General features: G+C 70.6%; 20 protein-coding genes. 8 read left to right on the top strand and 12 right to left on the bottom strand.

Annotated features, from left to right (window positions below; genetic code table 11):
• Positions 1–9: 9 nt before the first annotated feature.
• Positions 10–1,215, top strand: coding sequence for an ROK family protein (locus tag ACFYO0_RS34665; RefSeq protein WP_388684157.1), 1,206 nt, complete (start codon positions 10–12; stop codon positions 1,213–1,215).
• 459 nt (positions 1,216–1,674) lie between these two features.
• On the opposite strand, the gene ACFYO0_RS34660 is transcribed toward ACFYO0_RS34665, so the two are convergent.
• From ACFYO0_RS34660 to ACFYO0_RS34645, 4 genes are all read right to left on the bottom strand, one after another.
• Positions 1,675–2,352 (bottom strand): tyrosine-protein phosphatase, encoded by a 678-nt coding sequence (locus ACFYO0_RS34660; protein ID WP_388684155.1) that lies wholly within the window; start codon positions 2,350–2,352, stop codon positions 1,675–1,677.
• A 120-nt stretch (positions 2,353–2,472) separates the two neighbouring features.
• Entirely contained in the window at positions 2,473–3,390 is a 918-nt protein-coding gene (locus ACFYO0_RS34655; RefSeq protein WP_388684152.1) for a hypothetical protein, read from the bottom strand.
• The gene (locus ACFYO0_RS34650; protein ID WP_388684149.1) at positions 3,387–5,555 is read right to left on the bottom strand and encodes a PEP/pyruvate-binding domain-containing protein; all 2,169 of its coding nucleotides are present in this window, start codon (positions 5,553–5,555) and stop codon (positions 3,387–3,389) included. Before ACFYO0_RS34650 ends, ACFYO0_RS34655 begins: the two co-directional genes overlap by 4 nt.
• Before the next feature lie 349 nt (positions 5,556–5,904).
• Complete coding sequence (locus tag ACFYO0_RS34645; RefSeq protein ID WP_388684146.1) at positions 5,905–6,030, bottom strand: hypothetical protein; 126 nt, start codon at positions 6,028–6,030, stop codon at positions 5,905–5,907.
• Here ACFYO0_RS34645 and ACFYO0_RS34640 point away from each other — a divergent pair.
• The gene (locus ACFYO0_RS34640; protein ID WP_388684143.1) at positions 6,029–6,322 is read left to right on the top strand and encodes a hypothetical protein; all 294 of its coding nucleotides are present in this window, start codon (positions 6,029–6,031) and stop codon (positions 6,320–6,322) included. The genes ACFYO0_RS34645 and ACFYO0_RS34640 overlap by 2 nt on opposite strands.
• Positions 6,323–6,522: 200 nt before the next feature.
• On the opposite strand, the gene ACFYO0_RS34635 is transcribed toward ACFYO0_RS34640, so the two are convergent.
• A complete protein-coding gene (locus ACFYO0_RS34635) occupies positions 6,523–6,678 on the bottom strand; it encodes a hypothetical protein (protein ID WP_388684141.1) in 156 nt (51 codons plus the stop codon).
• Between the two features lie 293 nt (positions 6,679–6,971).
• Here ACFYO0_RS34635 and ACFYO0_RS34630 point away from each other — a divergent pair, with 293 nt between their 5' ends.
• The gene (locus ACFYO0_RS34630; protein ID WP_388684138.1) at positions 6,972–7,382 is read left to right on the top strand and encodes a four-helix bundle copper-binding protein; all 411 of its coding nucleotides are present in this window, start codon (positions 6,972–6,974) and stop codon (positions 7,380–7,382) included.
• A gap of 239 nt (positions 7,383–7,621) precedes the next feature.
• Positions 7,622–8,122, top strand: a complete 501-nt coding sequence (locus ACFYO0_RS34625; protein WP_388684135.1) for an Asp23/Gls24 family envelope stress response protein — start codon at positions 7,622–7,624, stop codon at positions 8,120–8,122.
• A gap of 367 nt (positions 8,123–8,489) precedes the next feature.
• On the opposite strand, the gene ACFYO0_RS34620 is transcribed toward ACFYO0_RS34625, so the two are convergent.
• Positions 8,490–8,696: a DUF2180 family protein gene (locus ACFYO0_RS34620; protein ID WP_388684132.1), complete on the bottom strand. Its 207-nt coding sequence runs from the start codon at positions 8,694–8,696 to the stop codon at positions 8,490–8,492.
• A 397-nt stretch (positions 8,697–9,093) separates the two neighbouring features.
• Between ACFYO0_RS34620 and ACFYO0_RS34615 the strand changes: the two genes are divergently transcribed.
• The gene (locus ACFYO0_RS34615) at positions 9,094–9,453 is read left to right on the top strand and encodes a VOC family protein (protein ID WP_388684130.1); all 360 of its coding nucleotides are present in this window, start codon (positions 9,094–9,096) and stop codon (positions 9,451–9,453) included.
• Positions 9,454–9,530: 77 nt separating this feature from the next.
• Here the strand turns inward: ACFYO0_RS34615 and ACFYO0_RS34610 are convergent, their stop codons facing one another.
• Both ACFYO0_RS34610 and ACFYO0_RS34605 read right to left on the bottom strand, forming a co-directional pair.
• The gene (locus tag ACFYO0_RS34610; RefSeq protein ID WP_388684127.1) at positions 9,531–9,854 is read right to left on the bottom strand and encodes a hypothetical protein; all 324 of its coding nucleotides are present in this window, start codon (positions 9,852–9,854) and stop codon (positions 9,531–9,533) included.
• A 203-nt stretch (positions 9,855–10,057) separates the two neighbouring features.
• Entirely contained in the window at positions 10,058–10,555 is a 498-nt protein-coding gene (locus tag ACFYO0_RS34605) for a hypothetical protein (protein ID WP_388684124.1), read from the bottom strand.
• Positions 10,556–10,896: 341 nt separating this feature from the next.
• Here ACFYO0_RS34605 and ACFYO0_RS34600 point away from each other — a divergent pair, with 341 nt between their 5' ends.
• Complete coding sequence (locus ACFYO0_RS34600; RefSeq protein ID WP_388684122.1) at positions 10,897–11,100, top strand: hypothetical protein; 204 nt, start codon at positions 10,897–10,899, stop codon at positions 11,098–11,100.
• A gap of 428 nt (positions 11,101–11,528) precedes the next feature.
• Positions 11,529–12,275 carry a DUF4142 domain-containing protein gene (locus ACFYO0_RS34595; RefSeq protein WP_388684120.1) on the top strand — a complete coding sequence of 249 codons (747 nt, stop codon included), beginning with the start codon at positions 11,529–11,531 and terminating at the stop codon, positions 12,273–12,275.
• Here the strand turns inward: ACFYO0_RS34595 and ACFYO0_RS34590 are convergent, their stop codons facing one another.
• The 3 genes from ACFYO0_RS34590 to ACFYO0_RS34580 all read right to left on the bottom strand — a co-directional run bounded on the left by ACFYO0_RS34590 (position 12,276) and on the right by ACFYO0_RS34580 (position 14,863).
• Positions 12,276–12,986, bottom strand: coding sequence for a hypothetical protein (locus tag ACFYO0_RS34590; RefSeq protein WP_388684118.1), 711 nt, complete (start codon positions 12,984–12,986; stop codon positions 12,276–12,278). It lies immediately after the preceding gene.
• Between the two features lie 217 nt (positions 12,987–13,203).
• The gene (locus tag ACFYO0_RS34585) at positions 13,204–13,740 is read right to left on the bottom strand and encodes a MarR family winged helix-turn-helix transcriptional regulator (protein ID WP_388684115.1); all 537 of its coding nucleotides are present in this window, start codon (positions 13,738–13,740) and stop codon (positions 13,204–13,206) included.
• Positions 13,741–13,774: 34 nt separating this feature from the next.
• Positions 13,775–14,863 carry a PP2C family protein-serine/threonine phosphatase gene (locus ACFYO0_RS34580; RefSeq protein ID WP_388684112.1) on the bottom strand — a complete coding sequence of 363 codons (1,089 nt, stop codon included), beginning with the start codon at positions 14,861–14,863 and terminating at the stop codon, positions 13,775–13,777.
• A gap of 159 nt (positions 14,864–15,022) precedes the next feature.
• Here ACFYO0_RS34580 and ACFYO0_RS34575 point away from each other — a divergent pair, with 159 nt between their 5' ends.
• Positions 15,023–15,523, top strand: a complete 501-nt coding sequence (locus ACFYO0_RS34575) for a nitroreductase family deazaflavin-dependent oxidoreductase (protein ID WP_388684109.1) — start codon at positions 15,023–15,025, stop codon at positions 15,521–15,523.
• Between the two features lie 634 nt (positions 15,524–16,157).
• Here ACFYO0_RS34575 and ACFYO0_RS34570 read toward each other — a convergent pair.
• A complete protein-coding gene (locus ACFYO0_RS34570) occupies positions 16,158–21,041 on the bottom strand; it encodes a DNA repair ATPase (protein WP_388684106.1) in 4,884 nt (1,627 codons plus the stop codon).
• Positions 21,042–21,096 lie beyond the last annotated feature (55 nt).

Below are 21,096 nucleotides of genomic sequence, written 5' to 3'. Positions count from 1 at the left end.
TGCGACTCCATGAAAGCCGGTCCCTCGCAGGAGGAGATTCGCCGGCACAACCTCGGCACCCTGCTCCGTCATGTGCACATCGGCGGATCCATGTCGCGGGCCGTCCTGGCCGAGCGCATGGGACTCAACCGCAGCACCATCCTGGGTCTGGTGAGCGAGCTGGGCTCGGCCGGCCTGGTCCGTGAGGAACTGCCCCGTGAGACCGGCAGGGCCGGCCGGCCGTCCCTGGTCGTACGGCCCGAGTCCGACCGCGTGTACGTCCTCGCCTTCGACGTGGGCGTGGACCGGCTGGCCGCCGCGCGCATCGGCCTGGGCGGGGTCTTCCTCGACCACAGGGAGATCCCCGTGCTTCCCGGCCGTGGCAACGCCGGCAAGGTGGCCGAGGTCCTCGCCGGCTCCGCGCTGGAGATGGTGGGCACGGCGCCGCACGGAACCTACTGCGTCGGCGTGGCCGCCGCCGTCCGCGGGATGGTGCGCCGACCCGACGGCCTTGTCCGCGCCGCCCCCTATCTAGGCTGGGAGGACGAGGAGTTCGGCGAGGACCTCATGCGCCGACTGGGCCTCGGCCTTCCCGTCTCGGTGGGTAACGAGGCCAGTCTCGGTGCGCTCGCGGAGCACCTGCGCGGTGCCGGGACCGGCTGCCAGGACCTCGTGTACCTGCATGGCGACATCGGCATCGGCGGCGGTGTCATCACCGGTGGCCAACTGCTGGGCGGCGACTGCGGATACGGCGGCGAGATCGGGCACATGGTCGTCAACCCGCGGGATGGCAGGCCCTGTGGCTGCGGGGCGCGCGGCTGCCTCGAAGCCGAGGCGGGGGAGCGCGCTCTGCTGGAGACCGCGCGGCGCGACCCGTCGGCCACCGGCCGGGAAGCCGTACGCGCCGTCGTCGAAGCGGCCGACCGGGGCGACATCACCGCACGCGCCGCCCTGCACGACGTCGGCGACTGGCTCGGCATCGGCGTCGCCAACCTGGTCAATGTGCTCAACCCGCGCACGGTCATCTTCGGCGGGACGCTCCGCGAGGTGTTCCTCGGCTCGGCCGCCCAGATCCGCAGCCGTATCAACCGCCTTGCCCTCAAGGCCTCCCGCGAGAACCTGCGGCTGCGAGTAGGGGAACTCGGCGACGACGCGGTGCTCATCGGAGCCGCCGAACTCGCCTTCTCCGAGATCCTGGTCGGCCCTCTGGAGACGCTGGCCCGCGCCGGTGCATAGCCAGTACGGCGACGCGACGATACGACCATCAGGTGGGCAGCGGGCAATGTTACGGAGTCGCCGCCCTACTCGGCTGCCGCCACATCGGCGCTGGCGGGATACGTGGCGGCGGCTGGCACAACCGCCGCCACGGCCGTCTCCACACCGGGAGGCCGGCCGTCATGGTGAGGGGCAACCGGGGCAGGCCAGGAACGGCCCGTCGACGGTCCGTGGACAGCCGCGCTGCTCCATGCCGTGATCAGGGGTGAGCTTCGGGTGGTCCGCGTCGACCCGGGGGATGGGCTGTCCGGCAGTTCCGGCCAACCCCAGGCCAGTGCGAGGAGGGCCATGGGGCTGGCGTACTCATGACGCCGCGTGGCCGCCATGCTGGGCCGGTTTTCGGTCGGGCAACGGAGCATTCATTGGCCGTGCCGGATCGAGGCTGGGTCGAGCGGGCCGAGCCGCCGGGGTGGGCCGAGGCTAGATCGAGGCGTGGATGCGGCGCGGGGCGTCGAGGATGCGGCTGATCGCTTCGACCAAGGCGGGCGGCTGCTCGGTCTCCTCGTCGCGGTCGGTGGAGAGCGCGTACCAGACCTGCTCGATCGAGGGCGGACCCACCGCGAGGTTCCGCACTGCGGCCTGGGCCGAGGTCGCTTCGCCGAGGCGGACTTCATACGCCGCGACCATGGCTCCGGTCCGCCCGACCCCGGCTCCGCAGTGCACGAACACCGGACCGGGCGACGCCTTCATGGCCTTCAGGAAATGGTCGACCTGCTGTGTCGTGGGAGTCTGCCCGTCCCTGATCGGCATCCGAACGGCCTTCATGCCGGCCTCCTCGGGCCCCGCCAGAGCCTTGGCGGAGAGCTTCTCGGCGCGCAGGTCGACGACGGTGTGCACGCCTCGCGCCGCGAGCTCGCGGTATCCGGCCTCCTGGGGCGCGGATCCCCTCCACAGACGGTCGTCGACGGCCTTGAAGTGGTTGATCCCGGCCAGGCGTACGCCGGAGGAACCCTGCTGGGCGGCCAGGGCGTGGATGCCGAGCATGCCGAGCGTGGCGACGAGCCATACGGCGACATAACCGAGAACGCCAAGGACCGCGATCTTCGCGGTCCTGCGGAGGAGCGGGTATAGGCGAGCGATCGAGGACGTGGGGTCCATCAACACGAAGCGGAACCTTGGGTGGGGAACATTGATCTCACAGTAGCCCGTATCACATAAGACGGGGGTCAATATGTGATTAAGGAAACAAAAGGCGCAAAAGCTACGTCAGGGGCACGCTCAGGGGGCAGGAGGTATCTGCCCGTCACCAAGGACGACGGCCGTGGTCCGATTCGCGGTGATGTCCGTGAGGCAGCCGCGCAGTCGAAACATGTCGTGGCCGGGCAGCGGGGGCCGGACTACGCCCGCGTACACCCCATCGCCCAGGCTGGACAGCGGCGCGTGCTCGCGTGAGCCGGCGGTGGACCGGCGACAGGTCTCCCAGAGGTCGCGCGCGGCCCCGTCCCGCACCGGACCGGTGTCGGCGTTGCGCACCGTGACACGGAAGACGACGGTGCTGGCCGCGGTGTCAGGAGACGACGCGGGGTGCGTCTGGATCGTGTCGGCGAGGAAGAACGTGAGGGAGGCGAGCAGTGCGGTGACCACGGCGCCCGCGGTGGCTTTGAAGAAGGTGCGTCCCGGTCGGCTGGGGGGAACGGCGGGGCGTTCCGCGATGTCGGCGGCGTCTCCGCGTACGCCGCCGGGCGGGGCGGCGAGACTCGCCAGGCGGCCCGCCAGCACCCGCTCCGCCTTCGCCCGGCCCGTGGCGCCGGCGATCTTCTGGATGATGAAGGCGACGACGGAGAGCACCGCACCCGCGGCCATCAGTACGGGCACGAACACGAACGTGTCGTTCCTGTCCTCCCTGCCCTCGAAGGGGCGTGTGTCCAGCCAGCGGAAGCGCTCGGGCGCGGCTTCACGGCTCTGCTGCAGTCGCCGCTGTATCTCCTCGGCGCGCGTCTCGGACTCGCCGAGTCGCCGCTCCAGGCGGCCGAGCCGGGAGAGCAGGATCGCCGCCACGAGGAAGACTTCGATGATGAGCAGCAGCACTCCGCTGGTCAGCGCGCGTTGCCACTCCCACCGGTAGAGATACACGAAGAGATAGGCCCCGGTCGCTGCCGCGGCCACGCCCGCCACCACGTAGCTGACGTACTTCATGGGAGGTCCGCTTCCGCTCTCGCTTCGGCGCGCTCTTCCTCTTCCTCTCCTTCTTCCGCCTCCTTACTCAGGGCTTCGACGGTGCCGCTCGTGCCGTCCACGACCAGTTCGATGCCCTGCGGAAAGCGCTCGACGGCGTCCGGCAAACCGACGACCGTGGGCACCTTGTACTCACGGGCGAGTACAGCGAGGTGGGACAGGACGCTCCCGGTCTCGGCAACGAGTCCGCCGAGGTCGGGAAGCTCCGCGGCCAAGGCGGGGTCCAGCGTCCGTACCACCAGAACCGCGTGTCCGGGTCGTGAGCCGTGGCCGTGCCAGGCGGTGCCGGTGCCGTGGCCGCCGCCCGCGCCTTGGCCGGTGTCGTGGCCGCGGTCCCGGCTCCCGGCACGCCCACGGCCACGCCCGCCGGTGTGTTCGGCGACGGGGCGGCCCTCCTGGGAGAGCCGGAAAGCGGCGGGCAGCGGGGGCGCGTCCGGCCGGGGCTCGCGTTCGTCGAACTCGGCCGTCCACGGTGCCCCGCCCATGAGTCCGGCCAGCTCCGGCCAGCGCAGCATGGACAGCCGCCGCAGCACATCGGGCCGGTCGGCGGTCTGCAGACGGGCCGCGTACTCACGGACCAGACTCACCTGCATCTCCTGCACCCAGCGGATGCGGAGCCGCAGCCCCTCACGGACGGGCAGCGCCTCGACGCCGCGCGGCGCCCCGGTCCAGCCGGTACGTCGCGGAAGCCGCGCGGGCCGGTTGAGGGAGGGCGGCAGCAGGCACAGCAGCACCGGGTGCCGGGCCAGCAGAGTGGCGTCGGGGATGCCGCGGGCGCGACCCTCGGCGAGGACGGCCAGTGCCTCGCCGACAGCCGTGGCTTCATTGCCGTGGCCGACCAGAGAGCCGGCGAGGGACTCCTGCGCGTGCAGCGACGACAGGACGTTACGGCCCCAGGTCAGAGCTTTCAGTATCAGCCCGGACAGCATCTCCTGCGGGGGCGGGATCTCGGTCAGCTCGCGGTCGACCTCGGCCATCAGGTCCACCGCCAGCAACGGCAGCGCGCTCCTCAGCCGTCCCACCCGCCAGGCCGCGGAGGCTCGCCGGGCCCCGGGGAGGGGGTTGATGAAGTCGAGGACCGGGTGCGCGGAGGGCACGGCGCCCAGCAGTCTCAGGTCGGCCGCCACGCGCCCGTCGACGGTGGTGACCGGCGGCACCGTGCGCAGGATCCTCCGCGGGGCGGTGCCGGTGTTGTCCAGGGCCAGGGTCAGCCCGTGGGACATCGGGGCCACCCACAGGTCCTCCTCCAGCGGCTGCAGCACCCCGGGGAAGGTCTCCGCGACCGGTCCAGGGCCCAGCAGCCTGGCACCGCGTGAGGCCCGCAGGGCCATGGCCGTGATGGGACGCGCCTGGAAGAGCCACAGAGCGTCGTCGGTGTCGAAACCGAACTCCATGTCCTGGGGCTCGCCGAACACCCGTTCCACATTCCGGGCCAGCCGCACCAGGCGCGATATCCGGCCGTGCCCCAGCAGCCGGTCGCGGCGGGGTTCGCGCGGTTCGGTGGCGACGAGCCTGCCGTGGCGGGTCACCTGGTAGCGGACTCCCTGGACGGTTCCCGCCAGCAGCTGTTCCGGCCCGCCCCGCACCGCGCTGACCAGGATGCGGTCCTCGCGGCCCGCCAAGGGATCCGCGCCGAACATGACTCCTCCCACGGTCGCCCGCAGCATGGGCTGGACCAGCACCGCCATGCCGCCCGACGGGTCGCCTCCGCCGACCGGCTGGTCATCTCGTCCAGGCGCGGGCGCGGGCGCGCGGCTCCGACGGGACGAATCGAGGACCTTCCCCACCGCGGACATGAAGTCGTCCCAGCCGCGCACGTCGAGTTCGGACGCGAAAAGGCCGGCCATCGAGGAATCGGCGGTGTCCTCGTACGCGGAGGAGGATCGTACGACAAGGGAGTGACCCTCCGTGCCGCTCAGCCCACGCCAGGCTTCGCGCACCGCGGACGGCCCGTGGGGCAGTTCGGCCGCCGGCTCCTCCGGAACGAGGGCGAACCCCGGCAGAACGGGCAGCCCGGCAGCGGCGGCACGGGCGAGGCAGGCCGCCTTCGCCCCGGCCAGCGCCGGGTCCCGGGCCTCTTCGGTGTCCAACGGAATCACCGCCAGCCGCTCCAGGCAGATGCCCACAGCCGACTCCTTCGGTCAGTCCGGAAAACACCCCCGTGTACCACTCTGAACGCCTCGCCGCATCCGCGCTATGCGGGGTCGTGCCGGGGCCCCGGTGGCGCCTCAGGTCTCCACGAAGGGAGCCGTGTCCCGGGTGGGATACGGCTCGAGGAGGGGGAGAGGCTCGCCTGAATCGACCTTGGATTCGCTGTCGTAGCACGCCTTGGTGGAGTCGTCGCCGGGGAGGGGTCGGACCGGTGTAGCAGTGGGCCGTCTTCGTGTCGCGGTTGCTCAGGACGTAGGCGGGAATACCGACGGCGGCGTACGTGACGCGCATCCCGGTCACGGCCACCCCACCGAACTACCCGCGTCACGAGGAAGTCCCCGCGTCCTCCAGCTCGATGCCGTCGGGGCAGTTGTTGTGGCCGGTCGACCCGCGCTCGGCGGACACCGATCCGATGGCGCTGTGCTCCTGGAGTGGAAGGATCGGCGCCATGGGCACCGAGAAGGGCTGGGTGTACCGGGTCGACGAGCCGCACGGCTCGCGGGGCTGGCGCCCCTACGGCGGCCGTCCCGAGCGGTGGCGGGGAACCATCATCACCGACGATCCCGGAGAGACCGCCGAGTACGTCGCCGCCCTCGTCGTCACCGACCTGGTGACCGAGTGGGAGGTGTACGGCACCGGGCAGAGGCACGTGCGCGTGATCGTCTGGAAGGACGAGGAAGGCGGCGGCCCCGAGGACGCAGCCCTCACCGTGGAGATCCAGCCCGACATCGATGCAGAGTGACCGATCCGGCCGCGGAGGACAGGCTTGATGCTCAGGCCTTCGCTCTGCGGTCAGGCCCTCGCGGAGGCTCCGAGGGCAGCTTCAGTCGTCACTGTTGCCTCGCTGCGGTGCCGCGGGCCTGGCGCATCAGCTCCCCTGCCGCTGCCGGCGCGTCTTCCTCCAGACGTGCACCAGGACGCAGCACGAAGGCGTCCGTGACCTCAGAACACGCGATCCCGGTCGCAGCGCGGAACACACATGAAGCTGATCTCCGCGTCCCGGCCGACCAGGGCGCAGCCGCGGCCGTCATCGATCAGACCATGATCCTCGATCGGCAGGTACCCCGCTCGGCGTGTCAGTGGCTGCCAGAGCCGCATGAGCAAGCAGGTACCCACAACCGGCCCGGTTGATCAGTCCCTGCCCGGCTTGCGGGACTCCCACTCCCGAGAAGCGGATTCCGGCGATTCGGGGCGCATGGCGGTCGAAGGGGCGCCACGCGTCAGCGGTAGCGGAGCAACAACATGGCGGCGTCGTCGTGGCAGCGGCCCCACAGCCGGGCCGCCGGGCGTTTGAATCTCCGGTCCGGGGCCAACCCGGTGGAACAGGCAAGAGTCTGCGAGGCGTAGCCGACCAGGCCCACCGCCTTCGGCAGCGACCAAAGGAGACAACCATGACGACCACGGTCAAGGACATGCTCGCCACCTACCCGGCCGACCTCGGGCAGGTCGACCGCGACAAGCTCACCCGCTGCATAGAGGAATGCATCACCTGCGCCCAGGCGTGCACGGCATGCGCGGATGCCTGCCTGTCCGAAGGCATGGTCGGCGACCTCACCAAGTGCATCCGCACCGACATGGACTGCGCCGACATCTGCAACACCACGGCGTCCGTCCTGTCCCGCCACACCGGCTACGACGCCAACATCACCCGCGCGATCCTCCAGGCATGCGCGACCGCCTGCAAAGCCTGTGCCGACGAATGTTCCGCCCACGCCGACCAACACGAACACTGCCGCCTGTGCGCCGAAGCCTGCCGCTCCTGCGAGCAGGCGTGCAACGACCTCGTCCAGGCCCTCGGCTGACCAACCGATCGACTACAGGGGCCGTTGGCCGGCGATCTGGCGGCCCCCGTACACGACGAGAACACTGAGGCGGACGCCGCATGTGGAACCGACCCCGCAGCGGGCCGCCTGCCTACCTGTACTGACCGCCACGCCTCGTAGCCGGACTGCACCACCATCCCACTCACTCCATTTAGCCCCATATATCATGGAGAGATACTTTTGTTGGGTAATGCCACCCTCGGATCAATGATCGCGAGATGACCGTCATGACGGAGACCACAGAGCGCACCGACACCATCGCAAAGGCGACGTCCCGGGATGAGAAGGGGACGACTCTGCAGGGCCGCAGAGGCACCGACGTCCCTGCAGCGACACGCGGAAACACCACTGTCGCGGACGGTGTCGTAGCAAAGATCGCAGGCATGGCCGCCCGCGAGATTCCCGAGATCCACAACCTCGGAGGCGGGATCGCCAGGGCGTTCGGGGCAGTACGCGAGCGCGTACCCGGCCGGGGAAGCGACATCACCCGCGGGGTGAGCGTGGAGGTCGGAGAGCGGCAGGCAGCTGTGGACCTGAACGTCGTCGTCGAGTACGGCGCTTCCATCACGGACACCGCCGGGGACGTGCGGGCCAATGTCATTGACGCAGTAGAGAGGATGACCGGACTGGAAGTCGTGGAGGTCAACATCACTGTGGACGATGTCCACCTGCCGGACGAGGAGGAAGAATCCGAGCAGGGCGGGAGGCGCGTAGCCTGATCGGATGGACCGCGCCCTGGCGCGGCCACCAGCCCGGCGCGCACAGGCATGTTGCCTCGGGGCCAACAGCACACCTTACGGCTCCTCGGGACGCCCCCGCGGCCAGACGAGACGTTCAGGTCGACCGGACCTGGCGGCAGGCCGTCCAAGGCAGGTCCTGCACGTGCGAGGTCGGCTCTTCAGTCGACGGTGAAATCTCCCGCAGACCTGAGCACCCCGTGCTGGTTCAGCGTGATCGCGATGACCTCGGCAGCTGCCTGACCGTTACCGGAGTACCGTTACCGGAGTTCGGATTGTGGCACCACGAAGGCGTCTCTCACGCTCGCGAAAGAACGCACCCTCAGAAGCTTGACCACCCCCACCGCCCCTATACGGCCTCTTCGGCCTCTCGGCACGTCGGGCAGGTCAACTGGCGGGCGGGCCGTTCGTGGATCACCTTGCCCGGGTTCGCGGGCTCGCGAAGCTGCTTGTTCTCCGTGCGCACGTGGGCGGCGCAGAGGCCCGCTCCGCACACGCGGCACACAGCTACCGCAACGACCGTGTTTCCCTGCTGGACGCATTCGAAGCAGTTCATCTGACCAGCCCCTTCAGTCAGCGACCGTGAGCGGGTTGGCATCGCGCTCACTCCTCCCCCGCACTCCGCGCGTCCCCCCACAGAGGCAGCCGAAACAGAGCGGAAACCGGTCTACGGCACACCGCCGCACGAACGCCCGAGGACGGCGGCCAGCCGCCCAGTAGCACGGGCCGCGAACACGCGCCCTGGAAACGGCCAGCGGTGCCTGCGCATGGCCCCGGCACCATGTCAGGCCATTCAGTACCTGGTCCAGGAGTGCTGAGCCGTCGTAGGGATCGGCCGGCGGCCCGGAAAACCGGTACCTCGTGGGCAGCGGGATGGCTACGATCCCGGCCAAAGGCTGGCGGCACAAGTGCACCTCAGTGTCTCCCGGACATGGAATGTGAGGGACTGGACGATGCCGAGCGCCGTACTGCGGGGAGTGACCCTGGATTGCGCCGACCCAAAGGCGTTGTCCCGCTTCTACGCAGAGTTGACGGGCATGCAGGTGTCCTTCAGCGTGGACGAGTTCGTCGCGCTGACCGGCGGCCCCGGCTGGGATCTGGGCTTCCAACGGGTCGACGGGTACCGGGCCCCGCAGTGGCCGGGGCAGGACGTACCCCAGCAGTTCCATCTGGATTTTCGTGTCGAGGACGTCGACGAGGCGGAGGTGCTGGCGCTGGGACTCGGTGCGGTGCGGCCGGACCATCAGCCCGGCGGCGACAGGTGGCGGGTGCTACTGGATCCGGCGGGACATCCTTTCTGCCTCTCTGCGTGATCTCCGGCTCGTGGCCCTCTCCTGACTGTTCTCGGGTGCTGGTCCTGGTCCGAAGGCGATGCCCTCCGGATCGGGCGTCATGCACGAGGGCCGGCCAGTTCGACGTGGCGTCGGCGCAGCAGTACGGCTGCCGAGGCCAGGACAGCCGAAAAGACGGTGACCAGGCAGGGGGGCGATCGTGCCGAGCGTCCGATACGGCACGACGACGGGCGCGGAGGGCGCCCGGTCGCCGATTCCGCCCAGGTCAGGGCCACGGTTGCTGCGGTGACACCGACGGTCGGAACCACACCCGCACAGGTCACCACGGCGGCCTCCTCTCCGACGCCCAGCAGCATCTGAGGTGGGGTGGCGCCGGTGAGCCGCAGCGTCGCGCACTCGCCGAATCGGTCGCCGACTGCCATGACGGGAGTGTTGGCGATCGAGCGGTGTGGAGGAGCTCGAGGCCGAGCACGGTGATGACGGCGAGCCGGTCGGTGAGGTCCTGCTCAGTGTTGGCGACGGAGAGGTCAAGACTCCGGGCGTAACAGCCGGAGCGGCCAAGGTGGGTCACTGTTGCGAGAGACGCAGGCGGCTGTTCCCGGAGCGCGGCTACGCTGCGGTGAGGCTAGCCACGGTTCGAGTCATAGCCCCACCGAGCCCGGCCGTCCTTGCCCATGAAGCACTTGGCGGGCCGCCCGTCCTCGGCGATGCCGAGAGCGCCGACGGGGGAACAGGCGTATCCGAACTGGATGCCCGTCTGGCCGCCAGAGCCGCTCCCGCCGCTGGTCCCGCTGCCGGAGCCGGAGCCGTCGCCGCCGCCTTCGGCGGGCTGGGCCGTGACGGTCACCTTGACCCTGACCGTCTTCGTCGCGGTGACCGTGGGTGCGGGCTTCGCTTTCGCCTTGGCCGTCACTGTTGCCGTCACGGTGACGGTCGGGCCGGGGCTGGCCGCCGTGGCTTTCGCGTCCTCGGTCGTTGTGCCGTTGCCGTTGCCGCTGGCTCCGGCGCCGATGCCGAGGAAGAACGCGAAGCCGAGCGCGGGCAGGACGTATCTCTTGCGCGCCCACGTCCGAGTCGGGCGCGGCAGCTGCGGTCTGGGCGGCCACATGTGCGGGTTGCTCATCTCGTCCCCCTACGGGCGATTCCGGGGGATGACGGTACTGCCGGACTGGAAATGTGTCTGCTGCCTGAGGGAGCGGTGACCTTTCCGTGACGGCGTGGTGGGCTCGGACCTGCCACTCGGCGGACTCAGGCTCGGAATGCCGTACGGCCCTCTCCGCGGTCTGCTCGACGTGTGCCGCCACATAATCCTCCTCGCGCAGGCCATGGGGGGTGACGTCTCTCCGGCGGACCGCAGGCTTCGCAGGCGTGTGCCGTGGTTCGATCCCGCTTCCGGCGAGTCGCTACCCGCAGCGTGTTCCTCCTGGATGCGCCGGGCGGGAAATCCATGGGGCGGAGGCCGGGTTGCGGCGCAGCGGCAGCGGCATCATCTCCATCGACAACGACGACCCCACGGCGCAGAACTGCTGGACGCTGCCCGCCGAGGCCGTTCTGCCGTACCGGGAGTCCGTCCACTGGAATGTGGTGCCGTGGTATCCAGGCACGGCGGACCGCATCGCCGCACCCCGGCAAAGCGAAGATCCAGCGTGCGACACCGTTCCTCCATGAAGTGATCACCATGCTGCCGGCGCTGGAGGTGGTCGTCCTTATGGGGCGCAAGGCCAGGGCCGACTGGGCGGCCTACCAGGAACGGTACGCACCGAAAGTGGACACACTGCCCACCTGGCACCCCGGTCCCCGAGTATTCGCCTCCCGCCCCGCCGCCCGCCAGGAGACCCTGGAAGTTCTCCGGCAGACCGCGAGCGGCCCGGTCGTGGCGGTCGTGACGTTCGACGACGCTGGAGGCAAGAACAATCACTGGCTGGATGCACGTGTCCGCCCGAGACGGCGTGCTGACGTCGTCCGCAAGGAGTCCCCAGCATGGGTATGTGACACACGTCACGCTGCAGAGTGCAAAATTTACCTAGTGCAATGATTGCTGGTGCCAGCGCGTCCGTACCTCCTGGCGTACGCGTCCGCTCACGCCAGGAGCCCCCATGCCCGTCTCACGCAGCAAGGCCGGAACCGTCTTCGTGAGCGGTGGGCTGGTGCTCACCCTCACCGCCCTCGCATACCCCGCCATGCTCGGCGTGCAGAACACGGCGACGGACTCGTCCCGCATCGTCGCCAACACGCCCTACGGGCCGCTGACCGAGGCGGACCGGGACTTCGTGGTCAAGGTGCGCTCGGCGGGGCTGTGGGAGTACCCCCTCGGCGAGATGGCCATGGAGCGGGGCACGACCAAGGAGATGAGGGAGGCCGGCGAGCACCTGGTCGTAGGCCACGCCCAGCTCGACGCCAGCTGCCGCAAGATCGCCATCGAACTGGGCATCACCCTGCCCAACCGGGCCACGCCGCAGCAGCAGCAGTTCGTGGCGGCCGTGGACTCCAAGAGCGGCAACGAGTTCGACAACAACGCGGTCGGCATCATGCGTGTGACCCACGGCCAGATCTTCCCGACCATCGGCAAGATCCGGGCCGCCACCGAAAACACCCTCGTGCGCCAGTTGGCCGACCAGGCCAACACCATCGTCCTGGACCACATAACCGTTCTGGAGAAGACCGGTCTGGTGAATTTCGAGCAAGTCAGCGCCCAGCAGACCGCCCCGCCGAAACTCCCCAAGGAACAGCTCACCCCGCCCGCGCGCCCACGCGGCGCGCCGATCGTCACCCTCAGCCCGCGACCCGACCTGCCGGACTTCTACAACACGACCTCCCCGACCCCCACCCCGTCAGCCGGATGATCAGCGGGAGACGGCGCTCTCCCTCTCGGGTGGCGGCACGGACAGCCGGTAAGACCGGACCACGGCGACCACACTCCCGGTGACGAGCGCGGCAACCCAGCCGGACAGACCGCGCAGCGCCCGCAACGCGCCGGTGCCCTTTTCCACGCCGCGCGGAGGAACCTGACCGCCTGGGTCGTACACGACGGCGAGCGCGTCGCCGGGCCGGGTGGTCTGCTCACAGCCGCGCCAGATGCGCACCCGCAGCGGCACACCGCCACGATCGGCCACCGAGCACAGGTAACGGCCGTCCCAGCCGTTACCTGCCCCGCCACCGTGGACGGACGTCACGACCATGGACTCGACGCGCCCCCGCTCCGCCAGCACCACGCCCGCCGCGGCCTGCGGCGCCTGCAGCGCGAGGCAGAAGCCGAGCACGGTGACGATGCCCACCATCGCGCGCCCGGCCCGCACCAGCACCAGGTACAGGGCAAGGGCGAGGGCGCACACCAGACCGGCCTCGCCGTCCGCCAGAGCAGGCCGACCGGTCCAGGCGCCGAACACGGCCGTTCCGACGATCGCGGCGGCACCCAGGACCCCGGCGAGGAACCCCTCGCCGACCAGCCACCACGGCGGCGGTCCCACGAATTCGGCCGGCCCCCAAACGGTGCTCCGTAGATGCCCCATCAGGTGCGGCTCCGGCGCCGACAGGGGCCGCAATCGTCGGCGCATACGCGTCTCCCTCCCAGCATCCGTCCGCGTCCGTTCACAGCCTGCATCCTGGTCCGGCAGGCGGACGGTCCGCACTGCTCTCCGCCGGACCGGCAGGCGTGAATGGCGTTGCCAGGTTCTCAGGCAACGAGGGCGGGACGCCACAGCTCCCTTGCATTATGCAAAACGAGGCAGAGGCAGAGAAACAGCGGTCCGAATCCGTCGGTTGCCCCGACGGTCAGGCGTCGCGGGCCAGCGGGAGGTCCACCGCCCAGCCGAGAGGGTGCGGCTCCGCGTCGTCCAGGGCCCGCGCCAGGGGCTCTCCCCCGGCCTCGTTGAAGGCGGCCAGGGCCTCGATGAGGGCCAGCCGCTGGGTCGGGGTGAGCCGTGCGACGATCGAGGCGATCTCGGCGCGGCGCCGGGCGGTGACGTCCTCGACGGTGCGCCGGCCCTCCTCGGTGAGCCGAAGCAGGGTCTCACGCCGGTTGGCGGGGTTGGCCTGCCGGTCGGCGAGCCCGGTCGCGATCAGCCGGTCGACCATTCGCATCGCGGTAGACGGCGCCACCTGCAGCAGGTCCGCGAGCATGACCAGCTTGGTGGCGCCGCGGGTTGACAGCACCACCAGCATCCGGAACTGCGGCAGCGTCACCCGTTCCTCCACCTCGGCGAGGGAGCGGGCGGAGACCGCCACCAGCAGCCGGGACGCGGTCAGCACCGCACGGGTCACCGCATCAACGTCATCCATGGCCCCCGCGGGGTAATCGCGCTCCGGCATGTGTCCTTTCTACCGTGCTGAAGTGGCTGCTCCCTTACGCGATGGGAACAGATTTTCCTTCCCCATGACCGTGGTAGCGCAGCAGGAGCATCGCGGCGTCGTCATGGGGCGGCCCGTCGGCATACTGGGCGAGGTCCGCACGCAGGGCCTCCAGGGCGCGGTGCGCGTCCGGATCCTTCAGCAGGTGCGCCCGTTCGCCGAGCGGATAGAAGCGGCCGTCTTCGTCGCGGGCCTCGGTGACGCCGTCGGTGTACAGCAGGAGCTGCCCGCCCGGTGCGAAGTCCACCCGGAAAGGCTTCGGGCCCTCACCCCCGTGCGCACCCAGGCCCAGCGGAAGGGCGCAGGCAGGCGGTTGCAGGAAGGCGACGGTGCCGTCGCAGCCTACGAGCATCGGGGCCGGATGGCCGTAGTTGAGGAAGACGACCTCACGGTCCGGGTTGAACTCCGCGAGGATCGCGGTGACGAACTTCTCGCCCTCCAGCTCCCTGGCGACGCTGCGCTCCAGGCGCTCGCCCAGCCCGACCAGATCCGGCTCGTCGTGCGCCGCCTCCCGAAACGCGCCCAGCACCACGGCGGCCGTCTCCACCGCTGCCAGGCCCTTGCCCTGCACATCGCCCACGATCACCCGGATGCCGTGCGGCGAGGCCACCACCTCGTACAGATCCCCGCCGATCCTCGCCTCCGCGACCGCCGACGTGTACGACACCGCCGCCTGCAACGGCCCCGCGGTCAGCGGCACCGGCCGCAGCAGCACCCGCTGGGCGACCTCCGCGATCGACCGCACGCTGGCCAGCTCCGCCTCCCGGCGCGAGCGCATCACCGCGGCCGCGATGCCGATGCCGGTCACGCCCGCGACCGCCGCCATCGAGGCGAAGCCCCGGCTCTCCTCGAACAGTCCGTTGTAGAGGCCGAGCGCCATGGACAGCAGGAGGGCCACCGCACCGATCACGGCGGTACGGCGCCATCCTCCGACCAGACCGGCGAAGGCGGGCCCGATCGACACAAGGGGCAAGAGGCCGACCCCCGGCCCGGCGACGACGTCCACGCCCGCGACCACCGCCATCGCCACGATCGGCATACCGGACAACACCGTCGAACTTGATGGCGGCTTCTTGTCGGTCATCACGCACTCCAGCGGTGTCGCAGCACTGGAGAGCCGCCGCAGGCGCCCCTCCCCCACCTTTAGACTATGCAAAGGTTGTTCCCTCGACGCGGTACTTGCCCCGGCCTTTTACCCAATCGAGTCCGAGAGCCGACATGTCCCGACCTACAGAAGGCGACAATGGCACACAGAGACAACACCACCCGCCACCCCCAGCCGCCCACCGGGTGGTGGCGCCTGGCCCTCCGACTGCCGATCCTCTTCTTCCGCGCGGGACTGGGGCCGCTCTTCGGCAAACGGCTTCTCCTGCTGCACCACGCTGGGCGCCTCACCGGACTCGACCGCCAGGTGGCCCTGGAAGTGGTGGCGTACGAGCCACCCCACGAGAGCTGGACCGTCGCCTCCGGCTTCGGCCCGAAGGCGGACTGGTACCAGAACCTACGCGAACAGCCGAAGACCCTCATCCGGTTCGGCAACCGCCCTTACGCCGTCACCGCCCACTTCCTCCCGCCCGGCGAGGGTGCCGAGATCATGGCCCGCTACGCGCGCCGGCACCCGCGAACGGCCCGCCGCCTGTGCGCGTTCATGGGCCTTGCCACGGACAGCAGCGAAGCGTCGTTCCATGAGGCGGGGCGGTCCATCCCCTTCGTGCGACTCGACGCCGCCGGACACGGGCACTGACCGGGGCACGGCCTTCGGGGACCTCGCCCGGGAGCGAGCCGGGCCGCGACGACCCCGGCTCCGGCAGACGACGGCCGAAGCCGTAGCGGCGAGTTGCGCCTGTGCGCCCGGCGAGGGAGAACGCCGAACGTCCGGCCTTCTGCCTCTGGGCCGCGTACGTGCCCGAGCACACGGAGCAGCGCTGCGACGGGGCGGGGCCCCGAACCGCGGATGCTGCACGGCACTGGATTGCCGTACTCGAGTGCCCTGTTCCTGGTGAGTCCCCGGATCCTCGGTCCTCACTGGGAACGCGGTACCGCCTGCGACCGGAGGAACGGCCGGGGGGCAGCAGTCGGATGCGGGTGATGTGGTTCAGGTCGACGGAGTGCACATCGGTCAGGGTCCGAGCGGTCATCCTGGGCGCTCTGTGGCGCGCCGGAGGGCGTTCCTCGCACAGCTCGCCGAACAGGAGAAAGGCGAGAGGCGAGAGGCCAGGTCAGCGGGCCGGCGCCGTGGCCGCCTCGGCCAAGCGTCCAGCGGAGAAGGGCAGCGCGAGCAGCCCCACTGCCAAGCCCGCACCAGCACGTGCCCGACGGCGGACCGTGCCGACGTCGGGAACTCCCGGGGCAGCGGTGCCGGACGGGTGCGCGGCATCTCAGTGCTCCCCGTGCCCCGGGGCGGGGCGGGCCGCGTGTCGGGCGGTGGGGTTGGCGACCAGATGGCGTGGGTCGGCGGCACGGTTGATCGCTGACTCGACGGCCGCGATCCGGTCGGCGAGCAGCCCGAGGGTGGCCACCGCGCGGGTGAGAGGGTCGTTGTCCGGCCCGCCCAGGGCCTGGGTGCGGACGTACGCTGCCTTCAACTCGGTCCAGCGCAGCGCCTGTTCGTCCGTGAGTGTGCCGCGCAGCTCGGCCAGTTTCAGCAGGTTGGCCTCAGCGCCGGTGGTGAGGGTCTGGGCCTCGGCGGTGTAGTGGTCGTCGATCAGCGCGGCGAGCTCGGTGTCGTTCATGACGGGCTGGATGCGCTGGGCGATCTTGTTCATGTTGCGGTAGGAGCCCTGGAGCTGGAAGGGCGGCTCGGTGCGGGTGGCATCGGTCTGGGCGGCGGAGGCGATGTAGGTGGCGTTGACCGCGAGGACCGTTTCGCGAGCGGTCAGCAGGTGACGCAGCACCGCCAGGATCCGATCCAGCTCGGCGGGCGCGTACGGGTGGGTCAGCTGGTCGGCGCGGGCCGTCGTGTCGCCGTCGGCGAGGCGGATCAGCAGTTCCAGGTCGGTGCGGTCGCGGCCGGCGAGCGGGGCGAGGACCGGATTCGCGGTCAGCGCGTTCTCGATGAAGCTGAGCGCGAAGGCGTGCTCCTTGCCGGTCAGGACGTCTCCGAGGTTCCAGACGTCTGCGCGGTTGGCCAGCATGTCGGGCACGCGGAAACGGCTGCCGGACTCGGTGTAGGGGTTGCCCGCCATGCAGACCGCGAACCGCTTGCCCCGCAGGTCGTAGGCCCGCGGCTGCCCGTCCTGGACGCCCTCCATGCGGCGGGTCGCGTCGCACAGCGGAATGAACTTCTGCAGCAGCTCGGGCGAGGTGTGCTGGATGTCGTCCAGGTAGAGGAGCGTGTTGTTGCCTGCCTCCAGTGCGAAGTTGATCTTCTCGATTTCCTGGCGGGCCGTGGCGTTCGGGGCCTCGGCCGGGTCGAGGGAGGTGACGGCGTGCCCCAGCGCCGGGCCGTTGACCTTCACCAGGAGCAGGCCGAGGCGGTCGGCGACGTACTCCATGAGCGTCGTCTTGCCGTAACCGGGCGGCGACACGAGCAGGAGCAGGCCGCCGGTGTCGGTGCGCTTGGACGCGCCCGTGGTGCCGAGCTGCTTGGCGAGGCTGTCGCCGATGAGGGGGAGGTACACCTCGTCGATGAGCCTGCTGCGGACGAACGCCGACATCACTCGCGGCCGGTACTCGTCCAGGCGGATGCGCGTGCGCTCGGCAGCCACCAGCGCCGTACGGCGACGCAGATAGGCACGGTGGCCGGTCACGCCATGGGTGCGGAACGCGTGCGTGCGGGAGAGGAATTCGTCGATACGGACAGCGAGCGTGCGGCCGGTGATGCGCGGATGGGCACCGAGCAGCCCCTCGACGGTCTCGGCCAGCGGCGCGTCGGACTCGTGGCGGGGCAGGTCCGGGCAGAGCTCGGCGGCCACCGCCTCGGCCAGGTCTCCGGGGGCGGTGTCCGTGCCGGTGGCGGACGTGTACGAGGAGAGCCACGCCTCGACGAGCTGCTTGCGCTCGGCCAGGTCGCCAAGTGCGGCGAGGTCGTCTTCGTACGCCGAAGTTCCCACCGTACGCCGGAACTTGTCGAGCAGCGTGCGGGCGCCGACGCTGATGACGAAACCGTCGGGGCCGCTGGTCAGCTCCTCGAAGAGGTACGCGGCGGCGGCATCCGCGACCTCTCCGGTGATCGCTTGTGCCAACTCCTTCTGCAGGTCGGCGATCGCAGGCGCCAGACCGAACGTGTCCCGGGCTCGTGCCAGCGACACCGCGCGCCGGGTCCAGCTTTCGCGGCCACCCTCCGTCGTGCCGTGCGCCCAGAACAACTGGGCGGTGGCGCGGGCGGCGGGCTCATGGCGCAGCAGGCCCGCACCTTCGCGCAGGCGCAGGAGCGCGGCGAGGATCAAGGTGGCGTCGTGGTCGTGAACGCCGCGCTCGTAGCCCTCGTCGTACGACCCCTCCGCAGCCTGCCTTACCAGCGCGGCCAGGTCGGCCTCGGCCAGAGCCGCCGGGCCGTGTTCGTCCAGCAGGCGGGCGGCGAGGTGCTCGGCACGGTAGACCTCGGGCGACTCCGAGGACAGCGGGCGGTCCCAGTAGGGGCGGGTGGCGACGAAGTCGGGATCCGCGATCGGCGCGCGGTAGTCGGTGCCGGTGAGTGCGAAGGCGAGGGTGTCGCCGTGCGGGACCAGGGTCAGGTCCAGGGGCTGGGTGTTGACGGCGAACAGGTGGGTGCCGAGGCGGATGGTGCGGCCGTCGTCGGCGTACAGGTCGGTGCGGTCGCGCAGGGCGCGCAGGGCCTCCTGGCGGGCGGACTTGAGGCGGCCATCGAGTTCCTCCGCCCGGACCTGGTCGCCGAGTTCGCGCAGCTCGTCGGCAATGCGGCGGACCTTGGCGGGCATCGGGTCGGAGGTGAAGTACGTGGCGACGGCGTCCGCGTCGGAAAGGGTGGTGGCCCGGCGCGTGACCGTCTGCAGGACCCGGGTTGCCGAGTCTGCCAGGCGTTCCGCACGGCGGGAGCGGGCGTCGGCGAGGGTCTGCTTGCGGGCCGTGAACGCCTCGTGGACCTCGTCGCGCTTGTCCGCCAGCTCGCCGAGAAAGTCGTCGAACTCGGCGAACCGGGACTCCAGGTTCTCCAACAGGAGCAGCACACGGGCGAGTTGCTCGTCGCAGGCATCCGGGCTGTCGGCGGCCGCGAGGGCGCCGGTGACCGACTGGCCGAGCAGCGCGAACTCGGCGGCGAACTCGGCGCGTCCCTCGTCGTCGAGGAGAGCGCGGCGGCGGCCGTCGAGGGTGGCGCGGGCACGGTTGACGCCGCCGAGGACCTCGGCGATCCGCTCCAGGATGGACGTACGGACGGTGGCGTCGCCGATGTCCAGGCCGGCGACGACCTCGGTCACCGTGGCCAGCCCGTCGGCGAGTTCGTCGAGGCGGGCGGCGACGGGTGCGGCCTCGGCGACGGTGGCGATCGTCTCGGCGTCGGCGACGAGTTGCTCGATGTCGGCCTGGTGGTCGGCGAAGGCGTCCTCGCGGGCGAGGTGGGAGACGGCCCGCTGACCGAAGGTGGCGAGGTCGGCCTCGACGTCGGCTGCCAGTTCGTCGATGCGGGCGGTGTCGGCGTACCGCAGGTCCTTGAGGGTGAGCAGGTGTCCCTGGGCGTGCCGGAGTTCCGTCAGGCCCCGCACCCAGGCGGCAGCACTGCGCGGGGCCTCGCCGCGCAGGCGCCGTACGACACCCGCGACCTGAGCGGCGGCCTCCCCGAGCGCTTCGGCGGCCCGCCGGGTCAGCGCCTGAACGGTGTGGAACTCGGCCAGCACCTGCTCGGCTGTCGTCCGCACTTGCTCCAATGGGCCCAGCAGATCGCCGAGTTCGGGCTCTCCCAGCCAGTGGTGGGAGTCGGCGACCCGGACGCACGCGGCGGCCAGTGCCTCGTACACCTCAGTCGTCGGGGTGGTCTCGGAGACGCCGTTCGTGATGGACAGGCAGTCGGAAATGCCGCGTACGAGGTCGGCGTTGCCGACGCGGGCGAGCGGGCCGGTGCCGACGGGCCGGCCGGCGGCGTGGGTGTCGGAGACGTACGGGGACTTCCACAGCTGGAGCGGGTGCACGCGTTGCGGCTCGTCGCTGTCGGCACGCAGCACCATCAGCGTGCCGTCGCCGAAGAGGGCCCAGCCGTGGCAGGACAGCGGGGTGGCGACCTCCTTGCGGATCACGTTGTACGGCAGCAGCAGGCTGCGGCCTTCCACCCGGGCGTGGAAGGCGAACAGGACGTCCTCGCCGTTCGGGGAGCGGACTGCGCGCTCGAACTCCAGGTCCGCCGTGTCGATGCCGTCGAACGTCTTGTACGCCCCGGTGGCCAGGCAGTAGCCGCCGGGGAAGACGATGCCCTGGTCCTCGGGCAGCTGTCGGCAGGCCTGTCCGAGGCCGTCAAGGCGGACGACCGTCCTGGTGAGGGTGTTGAACGCCAGGTAGCGGTGTACATCCTCCTTGTAAGGGAGGATGTCCAGCAGAATGAGGGCGCCCACGCGCGCGTACGCGATGTCCGCGTCGGCGAGCGACTGGAGCGGCTCGTCGACGGGCTCGGCGTAGATGCCCTCGCCCGTCTCGGTGTCGTCCTCGACCTTGACGGTCAGGGTGCCGCCGAGCGTCTCGACGAAGACCTCGCCCTCGATGGAGAGATGCGGGTGGCGGCCGAGGACGTGGTCCTCCCGGGTCGTCTCGGTCCACTCGAAGTCGTGGGAGGACGGGAAGACATGGTCGCGGTCGCCACGCGCGTCCAGGAAGACGGCCCGGCCGTCGTCGGTGAGAGCCCAGCGCAGGACGCGGATGTCGCCGGCCTTCTCCCCGGTCTGGAAGACGGCGAGCAGCTTGCCTTCAATACGGCGAAGTTGGAGGAGGTGGGCCTGGCGGTAGTAGCGGTAGAGGGCGGCCAGCTCGCGGACGAAGGCTGGGTCGTCGAGCAGTCCGGGCACGGCGTCGTCGGGCAGCCGGTTCAGGTCGCGGTCGTGCAGTGCGAAGACGTCGGCGACCTTCGTCTCGGGCCCCCGGCCGAGGAAGACGTTGTGGCCGAAGAGCAGCACGTCGCCGACGGAGACGATGTCGCGGGGCACGCAGGCGTGCTCGGTGCGCAGCCGCTCGGTGCCGGCGAGTTCGAGCCGTGTCGAGCCGAACTCCTCGGTGCGGCGGTCGTTGAGCGCCTCGGTGCGGCGGGCGAGTTCGGCGGCCTGCGCGGTGAGGCGGTCGCGCAGCACCTCGTACGTGCCGGTGTCCAGACCGGTGGTCATGGGATCCCTCTCAGAAAGTCAGGAAGCATGGCCGGGAGCTGCTGTCCCCTGTGCG

It is taken from the genome of Streptomyces sp. NPDC006365 (genome assembly GCF_042870755.1).
GTDB classification, from domain to species: Bacteria; Actinomycetota; Actinomycetes; order Streptomycetales; family Streptomycetaceae; genus Streptomyces; species Streptomyces xiangluensis.
The sequence above is the reverse complement of the archived record's forward strand: the minus strand, read 5'-3'. Positions and strand labels throughout refer to the sequence as shown.

What these genes read in the sequence shown, in the direction of transcription:
- ACFYO0_RS34625 (WP_388684135.1), top strand. Translation starts at nt 7,622, where the DNA reads ATGACCGTCATGACGGAGACCACAGAGCGCACCGACACCATCGCAAAG.
- ACFYO0_RS34590 (WP_388684118.1), bottom strand. Translation starts at nt 12,986, where the DNA reads ATGCGCCGACGATTGCGGCCCCTGTCGGCGCCGGAGCCGCACCTGATG.
- ACFYO0_RS34640 (WP_388684143.1), top strand. Translation starts at nt 6,029, where the DNA reads ATGGGCACCGAGAAGGGCTGGGTGTACCGGGTCGACGAGCCGCACGGC.
- ACFYO0_RS34580 (WP_388684112.1), bottom strand. Translation starts at nt 14,863, where the DNA reads ATGACCGACAAGAAGCCGCCATCAAGTTCGACGGTGTTGTCCGGTATG.
- ACFYO0_RS34615 (WP_388684130.1), top strand. Translation starts at nt 9,094, where the DNA reads ATGCCGAGCGCCGTACTGCGGGGAGTGACCCTGGATTGCGCCGACCCA.
- ACFYO0_RS34645 (WP_388684146.1), bottom strand. Translation starts at nt 6,030, where the DNA reads ATGGCGCCGATCCTTCCACTCCAGGAGCACAGCGCCATCGGATCGGTG.
- ACFYO0_RS34655 (WP_388684152.1), bottom strand. Translation starts at nt 3,390, where the DNA reads ATGAAGTACGTCAGCTACGTGGTGGCGGGCGTGGCCGCGGCAGCGACC.
- ACFYO0_RS34630 (WP_388684138.1), top strand. Translation starts at nt 6,972, where the DNA reads ATGACGACCACGGTCAAGGACATGCTCGCCACCTACCCGGCCGACCTC.
- ACFYO0_RS34620 (WP_388684132.1), bottom strand. Translation starts at nt 8,696, where the DNA reads ATGAACTGCTTCGAATGCGTCCAGCAGGGAAACACGGTCGTTGCGGTA.
- ACFYO0_RS34635 (WP_388684141.1), bottom strand. Translation starts at nt 6,678, where the DNA reads ATGCGGCTCTGGCAGCCACTGACACGCCGAGCGGGGTACCTGCCGATC.
- ACFYO0_RS34665 (WP_388684157.1), top strand. Translation starts at nt 10, where the DNA reads ATGAAAGCCGGTCCCTCGCAGGAGGAGATTCGCCGGCACAACCTCGGC.
- ACFYO0_RS34605 (WP_388684124.1), bottom strand. Translation starts at nt 10,555, where the DNA reads ATGAGCAACCCGCACATGTGGCCGCCCAGACCGCAGCTGCCGCGCCCG.
- ACFYO0_RS34595 (WP_388684120.1), top strand. Translation starts at nt 11,529, where the DNA reads ATGCCCGTCTCACGCAGCAAGGCCGGAACCGTCTTCGTGAGCGGTGGG.
- ACFYO0_RS34585 (WP_388684115.1), bottom strand. Translation starts at nt 13,740, where the DNA reads ATGCCGGAGCGCGATTACCCCGCGGGGGCCATGGATGACGTTGATGCG.
- ACFYO0_RS34570 (WP_388684106.1), bottom strand. Translation starts at nt 21,041, where the DNA reads ATGACCACCGGTCTGGACACCGGCACGTACGAGGTGCTGCGCGACCGC.
- ACFYO0_RS34660 (WP_388684155.1), bottom strand. Translation starts at nt 2,352, where the DNA reads ATGGACCCCACGTCCTCGATCGCTCGCCTATACCCGCTCCTCCGCAGG.
- ACFYO0_RS34610 (WP_388684127.1), bottom strand. Translation starts at nt 9,854, where the DNA reads ATGGCAGTCGGCGACCGATTCGGCGAGTGCGCGACGCTGCGGCTCACC.
- ACFYO0_RS34575 (WP_388684109.1), top strand. Translation starts at nt 15,023, where the DNA reads ATGGCACACAGAGACAACACCACCCGCCACCCCCAGCCGCCCACCGGG.